The organism is uncultured Sphingomonas sp. (genome assembly GCF_946477935.1).
Classification (GTDB): Bacteria; Pseudomonadota; Alphaproteobacteria; order Sphingomonadales; family Sphingomonadaceae; genus Sphingomonas.
Genome location: NZ_CAMLAC010000109.1, coordinates 1 through 11716, shown reverse-complemented (window position 1 = coordinate 11716; position 11716 = coordinate 1). Strand labels below are relative to the sequence as shown.

At 68.8% G+C, this 11716-nt stretch carries 12 protein-coding genes; 8 read left to right on the top strand and 4 right to left on the bottom strand.

Going from position 1 to position 11716, the window contains the following annotated elements; translation table 11 throughout:
* The 3 genes from Q0U08_RS12305 to Q0U08_RS12295 form a co-directional block, all read right to left on the bottom strand.
* Nucleotides 1-269, bottom strand: a 269-nt coding sequence (locus Q0U08_RS12305; protein WP_298091699.1) for a hypothetical protein, incomplete at its 3' end; no start/stop codon positions are given.
* Entirely contained in the window at nucleotides 221-2233 is a 2013-nt protein-coding gene (locus Q0U08_RS12300) for a hypothetical protein (protein WP_298091698.1), read from the bottom strand. The genes Q0U08_RS12305 and Q0U08_RS12300, both read right to left, overlap by 49 nt.
* On the bottom strand, nucleotides 2230-4188 hold the full coding sequence (locus tag Q0U08_RS12295; RefSeq protein WP_298091697.1) for an autotransporter assembly complex family protein: 1959 nt from the start codon (nucleotides 4186-4188) through the stop codon (nucleotides 2230-2232). Before Q0U08_RS12295 ends, Q0U08_RS12300 begins: the two co-directional genes overlap by 4 nt.
* A 111-nt stretch (nucleotides 4189-4299) precedes the next feature.
* On the opposite strand from Q0U08_RS12295, the gene Q0U08_RS12290 reads away from it, so the two are divergent.
* The gene (locus Q0U08_RS12290) at nucleotides 4300-4476 is read left to right on the top strand and encodes a hypothetical protein (protein ID WP_298091696.1); all 177 of its coding nucleotides are present in this window, start codon (nucleotides 4300-4302) and stop codon (nucleotides 4474-4476) included.
* Here the strand turns inward: Q0U08_RS12290 and Q0U08_RS12285 are convergent.
* On the bottom strand, nucleotides 4473-5093 hold the full coding sequence (locus Q0U08_RS12285; protein ID WP_298091695.1) for a S24 family peptidase: 621 nt from the start codon (nucleotides 5091-5093) through the stop codon (nucleotides 4473-4475). The two genes, Q0U08_RS12290 and Q0U08_RS12285, sit on opposite strands and share 4 nt — an antisense overlap.
* 90 nt (nucleotides 5094-5183) lie before the next feature.
* Between Q0U08_RS12285 and Q0U08_RS12280 the strand changes: the two genes are divergently transcribed.
* The 7 genes from Q0U08_RS12280 to Q0U08_RS12250 form a co-directional block, all read left to right on the top strand.
* Nucleotides 5184-5360, top strand: a complete 177-nt coding sequence (locus tag Q0U08_RS12280; protein ID WP_298091694.1) for a hypothetical protein — start codon at nucleotides 5184-5186, stop codon at nucleotides 5358-5360.
* 149 nt (nucleotides 5361-5509) lie between these two features.
* Nucleotides 5510-5710: a hypothetical protein gene (locus Q0U08_RS12275; protein ID WP_298091693.1), complete on the top strand. Its 201-nt coding sequence runs from the start codon at nucleotides 5510-5512 to the stop codon at nucleotides 5708-5710.
* A 73-nt stretch (nucleotides 5711-5783) separates the two neighbouring features.
* On the top strand, nucleotides 5784-7955 hold the full coding sequence (locus Q0U08_RS12270) for a TonB-dependent receptor (RefSeq protein WP_298091692.1): 2172 nt from the start codon (nucleotides 5784-5786) through the stop codon (nucleotides 7953-7955).
* 98 nt (nucleotides 7956-8053) lie between these two features.
* Entirely contained in the window at nucleotides 8054-9238 is a 1185-nt protein-coding gene (locus Q0U08_RS12265) for an acyl-CoA dehydrogenase (protein WP_298091691.1), read from the top strand.
* Between the two features lie 11 nt (nucleotides 9239-9249).
* Nucleotides 9250-10377: a CaiB/BaiF CoA-transferase family protein gene (locus tag Q0U08_RS12260; RefSeq protein ID WP_298091690.1), complete on the top strand. Its 1128-nt coding sequence runs from the start codon at nucleotides 9250-9252 to the stop codon at nucleotides 10375-10377.
* 65 nt (nucleotides 10378-10442) lie between these two features.
* Nucleotides 10443-11180 carry a class II aldolase/adducin family protein gene (locus Q0U08_RS12255; protein ID WP_298091689.1) on the top strand — a complete coding sequence of 246 codons (738 nt, stop codon included), beginning with the start codon at nucleotides 10443-10445 and terminating at the stop codon, nucleotides 11178-11180.
* Nucleotides 11181-11206: 26 nt separating this feature from the next.
* A partial coding sequence (locus Q0U08_RS12250) for a (2Fe-2S)-binding protein (protein WP_298091688.1) occupies nucleotides 11207-11716 on the top strand: 510 nt, incomplete at its 3' end.

The following is an 11716-nucleotide window of genomic DNA, read 5'->3' as shown; positions in this document are numbered from 1 at the left end:
CCGCTCGCCGTTCCCCCGATCGTCACGCCCGCCGGGTCGAGCATCATCGCGAAATCCGTGCGGCCCTGGCGAAGCAGGGCACCACCGCCCAGTTGCACGTTGCTCGCGCGCAATTGCCCTTCGATGCGCTGGATATCGCCCACCGGGCGGAAGGTCAGCGCGCCGCCCCAGCCGCCGCCGCTCACGTCCAGCCGACCGTCGAAACCGCCAGGGACGATGTTCAGCCGGCCCTGTCCGCGCGCCCCGCGGACATCCAGCGCATCGACCACGATCGCCGCCTGTCCCCCGCGCGGCAGCAGGATCGCGCCCGGAACGGCCCGCCACGCGATCCGCCCTCGGCCGTGTAGGCGAAGCCCTGCGGCGTCGGCTCCAGACGCGCACGCACGTCGCGCAGGCCCAGCGCTGCATTGGGGGTCGCCAGCAACAGCTCCACGCGTGGCCGGGCGATATCGCCGTCCAGCACCAGCCGCACCGGGCCATAGGTCGATTGCTGCCCGCCCCCTTCGAAATGGAAACTGCCGTCACGCCGCCGGTAACCTTGCCCGCGCAGCCGCAGCGACGGCGCGACCAGCACCAGATCGGCAAAATGCAGCACCCCGTCCGGCGTCCGCTCCAGCCGTGCGGTCAGCCGCGGCAAGCCACCGGCAAGGCTGCGGAAGAAGGCGTTGTCCAGCCGCAGCACGCGCGCCGCCCCCTGGCCCACTACCCGCGTGCCGCGCCCGCCCGGCCCCGGCACCACGCTCAACCGCGACGTCACCTCCACGATGCCAAGTCCGGGGATCAGGTATCGGCCCAGCCGCCCGTTCAGCCCCACCTCGTACCGGCCGGTCGCCAGATCCACCGACAGCGCCATCGTCCCCGACAGCTTGTCGGAGCGCAGCCGCAGCGCATCGCCGCTCAGCGTGCGCGGCGTCAGGCGCAGCGGCCCGTCGATTGACAGATTGCGCAGGATGCCCCCGGCGACATTGCCGACCCCGCCCACTGCGGCGGCGGTGAACCGCACGGGCAGCGTCACCGGCCAGCGCGACCAGCGGCCACGTCCCGCCGCGCGCGGCTGCACGATCACCGTGCGGTCGAACGCCAGTGCCTTGGCGAACAGGCGGTATTCAAAGCTGGCGCCGGCGAACGGGCCGTCCAGCAACAGGCGCAGCTCCACGCCCTCGCCGCGCATCGTGCGCAGCACCGCAGACGGGCGGAGCAGACGGACTTTGGTTTTCAGATTGCGGAAGGCGTTCTGGCCCAGGTCCACCATGCCCTGTGTCTCGATCGCCAGCGCGGCGCTGCGCAGCGTCAACGTGCCGTCCAGCCGTCGTTCGGCAAAGTGCCCGCGTCCGCGCACCCGCACGCCCGGCAAGGTCAGTTGCTGCAATCGCCCCTTCAGCAGCGGCGCCGGCGCCACGCTGCCGTCCAGCGCATAGCTGCCTGCGTCCGCCGACAGGCGCAGCGCCATCGCCTGCGCCGCGCCGATCCGCGCCGTCGCGCGGCCCCGCCACCGCGCCCACCGGCCATCGCCGGTCACGTCCAGCGTCACGCCCTCTCGCGCGCCTACCATCCGCGCCAGCACACCGCGCGTCGCACCGCGCGCGACCACGTCGATGTCGAACCGGTCGCGATCGGGCTCCGCATCGATGTTCAGCCGCAGCCGGTCGCTACCCTCCACCACCGCATCCAGTGCGACCAGCGCGCGCCCGCGACGGATATCGGCGCGCCCCTGCAACCGTCCGGTGCGCCGCTGGCCCAGTACCGCCGGCGCCAGCACCAGTCGGTCGACGGACAGCGCGCCGATCGCGATATCGAAATCGGGCAGGATCGGTCCACGCCGCCCGCTCGGACGGGTGCGCGGAACATGCAGCAACCGCGCCTCCGGCACCGCCAGCCGCCTGATGTCCAGCCGGTTGTCGATCCAGCGCCACGGCCGCCAGTCCAGCGTGACGCGCGGCGCCTGGAATACCAGCCCGTCCAGGTCATAGACCCGCACATCCGCCAGCCGCGCCTCACCGTACAGCGATCCGTCGATCCGCCCGACCGCGAAGCGCAGGCCGTTGGCGGTCCGCACCCGGCCGATCTGGTCCGCGACCCAGCGGTGCCCGACCTGCGTATCGACCACGGACAGCGCCGCCAGCAGGATCGCGACGATCCCCAGCACCGCACCGGCCAGCCACCGCCACCAGCGCAGCCGCCGCCGTGGCGGTGCAGGCGGCGTCGCCGCGGGCCTGTCCTCCTGCTCGCTCAAAATGCCTGGCCCAACGAGACATAGACCGCGATCCGGCTGTCACCCGGCTGCGGATTGATCGGCGTGCCGACATCGACGCGGATCGGGCCGAAGTTCGAATAATAGCGCACGCCCAGCCCCGTTCCGAACCGCATGCCGGTCAAACGGGGCAGCGGCGAGGTGTAGATGTTGCCCGCGTCCAGAAACGGCACGACGCCGAAATTGCCGAACGCCTTTACCCGCGCCTCGATCGAGAATTCGGCCAGGCTGCGCCCGCCGATCGGATCGTTGTTCGCATCGCGCGGCCCGATCGACTGGAATCCATAGCCGCGAACCGAGGCACCGCCGCCTGCATAGAAGCGCCGCGATGGCGCGATCTGGTCGCGCGGCGCGCCCAATATGGTCCCCAGCCGGGTGCGCGCGGCCAGCACGATCCCGTCCCGCACCGGGCGATAGATGCTGGCATCCAATTGCGTGCGGGTATAGCCGAACACGGCACCCTGCAACGACAGCTCGGGGCTGACCCGCCCGCCCAGCCGGAACCCGCGCGTCGGGTTCAACAGGTCGTCCGATCCGTCATAGTTCAGGCTGGTCGGCAGGGCGCCGATAAAGAAGGTGCGCCGCCGCGCCACACCGGTGGATGCGATCACGTCGCGCTCGTCCGATGCCAGCAGCTCGGCCCCCAGCGACCATGTCCAGGTCTTCTGGAAGAAGATGTTGGTCTGCCGCTCCAGGCTGCCGGACAGCGACAGGGTCTGCGCCTCGAATGCGTCGCGGTTGATGTGCGCGGCGGCGAACTGCGCGGTCAGCACCCGGTCGCGCCCGTGGAAATTGTTGCGGCGATAGACCACGGCGCCCAGTTGCTCGCGCGTGCCCAGCACCGATCGCAGCGTCAGCGCGCCTTCGGGCGGGAACAGGTTGCGATGCGTCCAGCTCAGCTCGGCCCGCGCACCCTCGCCGGTGCCATAGCCCAGTTCGCCCGCCACCGTCCGTGGCGGCGCCGGCGCCGTCGCCACGCGGATGTCGACGGTATCGGGGGTCGCACCCGGCACCGGTTCGACCTTTACCGACGATACCAGGCTGGTCTGGATCAGCGCCCGGCGCAGGTCGTCGAGCGATGCCGCGTCATAGGGTTCACCGGGCCGGAAGCGCGCGATATCGGCGATGTGGTCCGCCTCGAACACCGGCGCGCCTGCGCCCTGTTCGGCGGCGGCCAGGATCCGCCCGAACCGCCGCGCGGTGCCGGGTTCCACCGACAGGTCCAGCGTCGCGGTTCGCGCCGCACGGTCGACCACGATCTGCGGCTCGCCGACCTTGGCGAAGGGAAAGCCCTCGCGCCCGATCGCCGTTGCCAGCCGCGCCTGTCCCGCGACGATCGCATCGGCATCGACGGGGTCTTCCGCCTTCACGCCGAACGCGGTGCTGAGTTCGCGTGCCTTGTCCCCGGCCAGCGCCAGTCCGTCGATGGTGACGCCGGCAAAGCGGTAAAGTGGGCCCGGCACCGCCTCCAGAACGACCCTCGGGGTCGCACCCGGCTCGATCCGGGTGGCGACGCTGGCGTCATAATAGCCTTCGCCGCGCAGCAGCGTGGTCAGCAGGTCGGCATCCTCGCGCGCGCGCCGGTCCAACTGCGCGGCATTGGCGGGCTCGTTATCATGCGCATTCAGCGTCGATAATTTGTCGAACCGCTCGCGCAGCAGCGCGCCTGCGCCGTCCACGCCCTCGATCGCCCAGCGATACCGCCGCTCCGCCGCCGCATCGGTCGTTGTCAGCGCCTCCACCAGATCCGCCGCCGGCGCCGCTTCCAGATCCGGCCAGTCGACGCCTATGTCGGGCAATGCCGCCAACGGCGCATTGGGGTCCAGCGGCACGGGTTCGGCGACGGGTGGCACCGTCTGCGCCCCCGCATTCGCGCTGATCAGCAGGATGGACGCCGCGGCCGCGCACGGGCCGGACCGTCGAACGCGGAACACCATTCCCGCTTCCTAGCCCCAGTGCGGCGCATTCCATAGCCCCGGCCACCGGAAAAACGACGGTTCGACGCCGGATCGCTGGCATAGCGCCGGCCGACATGGCAGGCAGCGGCGATGACGACCCCTTCCCCCCGTGCCCCCGCCGCCGGCGGCGTGCTGATCGCCTTGGGTGCCATCGCCGGCACGGCGATCGGCCTGCCGTTTGGAGAGACCAGCCTGGGCCTGCTCACCGGCCTCGCTCTCGGGAGTGCGGCCGCCCTCGTCATCTGGCAGCGTGATCGCCGCCGCTAGGACGGCGCGCGCATCTGCCACACCACCCGGCCGATCACCGTGGCCTGCCCGTCCGGCACCGACGGCGCGGCGGGATTGTCGCTGGTGACGACCAAAGTCCCCGCCTCGGCCCGTACCCGCTTCACGACGACGGCCTCCCCGATCCGCAAGACATAGACGCCCCCGCGCGGGCCGGGCGATCGGTCATCCTCGTTGACCAGCAGATAGTCGCCGTCACGCAGCCCCGGGGCCATCGAATCACCCTTCGCCCGTACCATCGACGCCGCCCCGTCACGCAAGCCTAGCTGTCGCGCCAGCCGCCCGTCGATCGTCGCGATGCCCAGCGCGAGATCATCCTCCACCACCGCGCCCGGCCCCGCCGACACCGTCACGTCGCGCCGCACCACCGTCACCCGCGGCACCCCTGTCGACGCCGCGCCACCCAGCCGCTCCTCCGCCACGCCGAAAAACGCGGCCAACCGCCGCCGATCCTCCTCGTGCAACCGGCGTGGACTACCGCGCCCGACAAATTGCTGCAGATACGCGGCGTTGCGCCCCAGCATCCGTGACAGCGCGGCCAGGCTGACGCCGGCCGCCTCAGCCAGCTTGTTCAACACCTGCCTGGGATCGTCCTGCATGTCTCCAATCTAGTCACAGGAAATTTCCTAGACAAGTTGGAAATAGAACAGAACAAGAACGGCGAAGGAGATTCGCGATGGGAGATGTTCATGGGGCTGATTATCAGGATCGACCGGTTCCTGCGGAATACGGCGATGCCGGAAACGCGGTTCGGGCGACTGGCGGTCAACGATCCCCGGCTGGTCGGCGACCTGCGCCGTGGCCGGCAATTGCGCTGGCGGACGATCCAGCGGATCGAAGCGTTCCTGGCTGCGCGCGACGCCTGAACCGCCACCGCGCCGGCCGGTCGGAGGGGCCGGGCCAGGCGCTGTGCCGCGCGCTCGTCGCCGATGCGGCCCGGCTCGGTCTGACCCTGTCGGCCCATATTCGGGACGAGCAGGACTGGTGTTCGGCCACCTTCACCGGAACCCGGCTTATGGTGCGGGTCGATGCACTGGCGCATCCCGCCTGGGCCGATATTCTTGCCACCTGGCTCGCCGCGCTGCCCGATCGCGACCTGCCGATGCCCCGCCATCTCGTCGCAGACCTGATCGCAGAATCGTGCGCGGTCACCGATGGAGGCGTCACCGCCCATCTGGAAGCCCTGCTGCTCGATCGTCCTCCCGCCGGACCATGACGACTATTTAACTTGATATGCTGTATCATCACGCTACCAAGGCCGGGTTTCGCGTTTTCTGTTGGAGCCCGTCTTGGCCAAAGCCTTGTTCCTGTCCGGTTTGTCCGTTCTCGCCCTCGCCACCCCCGTCCTGGCGCAAACGGCTCCTCCGACGCAAACCCCTGCGCCGACGCGTGATCGCGGTCGGGACATCGTCATTACCGCGCCGGTCCGCCAGTCGGAGGCGGACGTTCTGTCCGGCACCTCGATCCTGGCCGGTGAGGAACTCAGCCGCGCGATCCGTCCGACGATTGGCGAGACGCTCGCCCGCCTGCCCGGCGTATCGGCCACCTCCTTCGGTCCCAACGCCTCGCGCCCGGTGCTGCGCGGCTTCCAGGGTGAGCGCATCCGCGTCCTGTCCGACGGCATCGGCTCGATCGACGCATCCAACACCAGCGTCGACCATGCCGTCGCGATCAATCCGCTGCTCGCCGACCGGGTCGAGGTGCTGCGCGGCCCCTCTGCGCTGCTGTTCGGATCGTCGGCGGTCGGCGGTGTCGTAAACGTCGTCGACACGCGCATCCCGCGCAGCGTGCCGGAAAACGGCTATCGCCTGTCGGGGATCGCCAGCTACGGCTCGGCCGCCGACGAACGCTCGATCGCGTCGGCGGCGGATGTCGCCGTCGGCGGCGGACTGGTGCTGCATGCGGACGGTTCGTATCTGCGCACCAACGACCTGCGCATTCCCGGCTACGCCCTCTCGCCCGTCCAGCGCGCCCGCGCGCTCGCCTCCGCCGGCCTTCCGGTCGAGGACGATCATGACCACGGTGCGGACGATCACGACCATGACCATGGTGAGGAAGTCGATTTCGCCGCCAATGCCGGCATTCGCAAACGCCTGCCCAACACCGCCTCGGAAACCTGGAATGCGGGTGTCGGCGCGTCGTTGATCCGCGACGGCGGCAGCTTAGGCATATCGTACAGCCATTATGACAGCCTGTACGGCCTGCCCGTCCGCTACGCGGTCGAACCCGGCCAGGAACAGGAAAGCCCGCGCATCTCGCTGAAGCAGGACCGCTTCGACCTGCGCGGCGAGATCGAGGCCGGCGGGTCGTTCATTGATCGCATCCGCGTTCGCGCCGCGACCGCCGACTACACCCATTCCGAACTCGGGCCGGATGGCGACATCCACACCCGCTTCGACACGCAGGGGATCGAGGGCAGGGCCGAGCTGGTCCAGGCGAATCGCGGCGGGTGGCTGGGCGCCTCGGGCGTGCAATATTTCCACCGCCGCTTCGACGTGGCGGGCGAGGAAGCCTTTCTGCCGCGCAACGACACGTCGCAGATCGGCCTGTTCACCCTGCAACAGTTCAACATGGGCGCGTTCCGGGCAGAGGCCGGTGCGCGATACGAGAACACGTCGGTGGAGGCACGACCCGGCCTTGCCAACACGCGCTTCTTCAACGGCCGGCGGACCTTCGATGCCATCTCCGGCTCGCTCGGCGCTTCCTACGAAGTCGCCCCCGACATCCGCATCGGCCTGAACGGCTCGCGCACCGAGCGCGCGCCGTCTGCCGAGGAACTCTACGCCAATGGCCCGCATGCCGGCACCCAGGCCTATGAACTGGGCAATCCGAATTTCCGGCTGGAGAAGAGCTGGGGACTGGAAGCGACGCTGCACGCCCATCGCGATGCCTGGAGCTTCGACGCGTCGGCCTATTACAACTGGTTCTCCAACTATATCTACGAGAACCAGGTCGCGCCCGCCGCCTGCGCCGCTGCCGCGCCGGGGGAGGATATCGACCTGCCCTGCTTCCAGTTCGCGCAGGCCGATGCCCGCTATTACGGGCTGGAGGCACAAGGTTCGCTACGCCTCGCCACGATCGGCGCCTACCGGATCAATGCGGACCTGCTCGGCGACTGGGTGCATGCCCGCGTCGTGAACCAGGGTCCGGTGCCGCGCATCCCGCCGCTGCGCCTGCTCGGCGGGCTTGAGGCGCAGGGCGACACCGCCACCGCCCGGGTCGAGGTGGAACACAGCTTCGAGCAGGACCGCGTGACCACGTTCGAGACGCCGACCGATGGCTTCACGCTGGTCAACGCCTCGGTCTCGCTCCACCCGTTCGGCGCCGCCAATCCGACGACGCTGATCCTCAGCGGCAACAACCTGTTCGACGTGACCGCACGGCGCCATGCCAGCGTCCTGAAGGATTTCGCCCCGCTGGCCGGGCGGGACTTGCGCGCCACGCTCAGCTTCCGGCTGTAACCGCCCGGCATCTGGTGCGTGGGGACGGCTTTTGTCCCTACGCACTGGACAAGCCATACTGTTTCTTCGAAACCGGCCGCGTGAAAAGGAGAGACGCGATGGCCGGCATGGGCAGTTTCGACTGGGCGGACCCGTTCCTGCTCGACGAGCAATTGACCGACGACGAGCGGATGATCCGCGATACCGCGCACGCCTATGCGCAGGACCGTCTTGCCCCGCGCATCATCGCCGCCTTCGCCGAGGAGCACACCGATCCCGACATCTTCCGCGAGATGGGTGAACTCGGCCTGCTCGGCCCCACCATTCCGGAGGAATATGGCGGCGTCGGCGCCGGCTACGTCGCCTATGGCCTGGTCGCACGCGAGGTGGAGCGCATCGACTCCGGCTACCGCTCGATGATGAGCGTGCAGTCCAGCCTCGTTATGTATCCGATCCACGCATACGGCTCGGAAGATCAGAAGCGCCGCTATCTGCCCCGTCTGGCCCGCGGCGAATGGATCGGGTGTTTCGGCCTGACCGAGCCTGATGCCGGCTCCGATCCCGGCGCCATGCGCACCACCGCGCGCAAGGTGGATGGCGGCTATCGTTTGTCGGGTGCCAAGACCTGGATCTCCAACAGCCCGATCGCCGATGTTTTCGTCATCTGGGCCAAGTCGGACGCGCATGGCGGCGCCATCCGCGGCTTCGTGCTGGAAAAGGGCATGAAGGGGCTGACTGCGCCCAAGATCGACAACAAGCTGTCCCTGCGCGCGTCGATCACCGGCATGGTGATGATGGACGATGTCGAGGTGGGTGACGATGCCCTCCTGCCCGGTGTCCAGGGCCTGAAAGGTCCGTTCGGTTGCCTCAACCGCGCCCGCTACGGCATCAGCTGGGGTGCGCTGGGTGCCGCCGAGTTCTGCTTCCACGCCGCCCGCCAATATGGGCTGGATCGCCAGCAGTTCGGCACGCCGCTCGCCGGGCGCCAGCTCTTCCAGAAGAAGCTGGCGGACATGCAGACCGAGATTGCCCTCGGACTGCAGGCTTCGCTGCGCGTCGGCCGCCTGATGGACGAAGGCCGCTTCGCGCCGGAAATGGTCTCGATCGTGAAGCGCAACAATGTCGGCAAGGCGCTCGATATCGCCCGGATGGCGCGCGACATGCACGGCGGCAACGGCATTTCCGGCGAATATCAGGTGATGCGTCACATGATGAACCTGGAGACGGTGAACACCTATGAGGGCGCGCATGACGTTCATGCCCTGATCCTCGGCCGCGCGATCACCGGCATCGCCGCCTTCTGAACGCCGCCACGATGAACGCCACGCCGCTCGCGGGCCTGAGAGTGGTCGAGCTTGCCCGCATCCTCGCCGGTCCCTGGGCGGGGCAGGTGCTGGCCGATCTCGGTGCGGAGGTGGTCAAGGTCGAAAGCCCCGGCGGTGACGATACCCGCCGCTGGGGACCGCCCTTCATCGCCAACCCCGACGGCACGCAGGACGCCGCCTATTTCCACGCCGCCAACCGCAACAAGCGCTCGGTGGTCGCCGATTTCACCACGCCGCAAGGCCAGGCGACCGTCCGCGATCTGGTCGCGGACGCCGATATCCTGATCGAGAATTTCAAGGTCGGCGGCCTTGCCCGCTACGGCCTCGACTATGCCACCCTGTCCGCGCAGAACCCGCGGCTAATCTACTGCTCGATCACCGGCTTCGGCCAGGACGGCCCCTACGCCGCCCGCGCCGGCTACGACTTCATCGTGCAGGGGATGAGCGGCATCATGGACCTGACCGGGGAGCCCGACGGCCCGCCGCAAAAGATCGGCGTCGCCTTCGCCGACATCATGACCGGGCTGTACGCGGTGATCGCGGTCCAGGCGGCGCTGCACATGCGCGCCCGGACCGGCCTCGGCCAGCATGTCGACATGGCCCTGTTCGATACCATGACCGGCGTTCTCGCGAATCAGGCGATGAACTGGTTCGCCAGCGGCGTTTCCCCCACGCGCCTCGGCAACGCCCACCCCAATATCGTGCCTTATGCGGTCTTTCCCGTGCGCGACGGCTGGTTCATCCTGGCGGTCGGCAACGACGCGCAATATCGCCGCTTCTGCAGGGTCGTCGGCCTCGACGGGGACGATCCGCGCCACGCCACCAATGCCCTGCGCCTCGCCCACCGGGACACGCTGATCCCGCTGATCGAAGCGGCCACGCGAGGCTTCGACCGCGACGACCTGCTGGCGCGACTGGAGGCGGCGGGCGTCCCCGCCGGCCCGATCAACAGCGTGGCACAGGCCTTTGCCGATCCCCAGATCATCGCGCGCGGCCTCGCCATTGATGCGGCGCGGGCGGACGGCACCACGGTCCCCGGCCTGCGCACCCCGATCCGCTTCTCGCATGCGGCGCTCGCCGATCCGGTCGCCGCGCCGATGCTGGACAAAGGCGACTGACACGATTGCATCCCGCCACGTTCGTGCCATACCCTTCTTCCGAAAAGAAAACAGGAGAGGTTGTCATGGCCCCCAGCGCTGCCGAATGGGAGGCGCGCCAGCAGCTCGCCGCCTGCTACCGCGTGTTCGACATGCTCGGCTGGTCCGAGATGATCTACAACCACATCACCCTGAAGGTACCGGACGAGGACGGGGCGTTCCTCATCAACCCCTTCGGCCTGCACTTTTCGGAGGTCACCGCCTCCAGCCTGGTCAAGATCGATATCGACGGCAACAAGCTGGCGGACAGCCCCTATCCGGTGAACCTCGCCGGCTTCACGCAGCATGCGGTATTTCACCGCCACCTGCCCGATGCGCACTGCATCATGCACACCCACACCACCGCCGGCGCCGCGGTCAGCTCGGTGGAGGGCGGCCTGCGCCCCACCAACTTTTACGCCTGCGGCTTTGCCGGCCAGATCGCCTATCACGATTTCGAAGGGGTCACCGTCCGCTCCGAGGAAGGTGAGCGGCTGATCGCCAACCTCGGCGACAAACGCGTCATGTTCCTGCGCAATCACGGCATCCTCGTCATGGGCCGAACCTTGCCGGAGGCGTTCCTGAAACACTGGTCGCTCCAGCGCGCCTGCGAGATCCAGATCGCCACCGCAACCATGGGTCGCCCGCTGGAGGTGCCGCCGGAGGTCATCGCCGTCCACCAGCGTGATCTGTCCAAGGTCCAGATCCCCGGCGGCCCGGGCAAGGCCGATTTCGCCGCCATGGTCCGGCTGGTCGACCGGATCGACCGAACGTGGCGGGATTAGGCGCAATCCGCTAGAACGGCACCGCCATGAGCCGCCTGACCATCAACAACCAGCCCGTCCAGTATCGTCTCGATCCCGAAACGCCGCTCCTCTGGGCGCTGCGCGACGCGTCCAACCTGACGGGCACCAAATATGGCTGCGGTACCGGCCATTGCGGCGCCTGCACCGTGGATGTCGATGGCCGCGCGGTGCGCAGTTGCCAGGCGACGATCGGTGCGCTGGAAGGCAGCTTCGTCACCACCATAGAGGGGCTGTCGCGCGACCGTTCGCATCCGCTGCAACTGGCCCTTCTCGCCGACAATGTGGTGCAATGCGGCTTCTGCATTCCCGGCATCGTCATGGCCGCATCGGTGCTGCTGAAGAAGGACGCCGACCCTTCCGAGGCGACGATCCGCGCCGCGATCGACAATCTGTGCCGCTGCGGCATCCATCCCCGGCTGGTCGATGCCATACAGCGTGCCGCCCGCGCGGCCCGGGGTGAGGAGGTGATACCCGCCGGCCCGCGCGGGCGGCACGCTGTATGGCATCGACCAGCC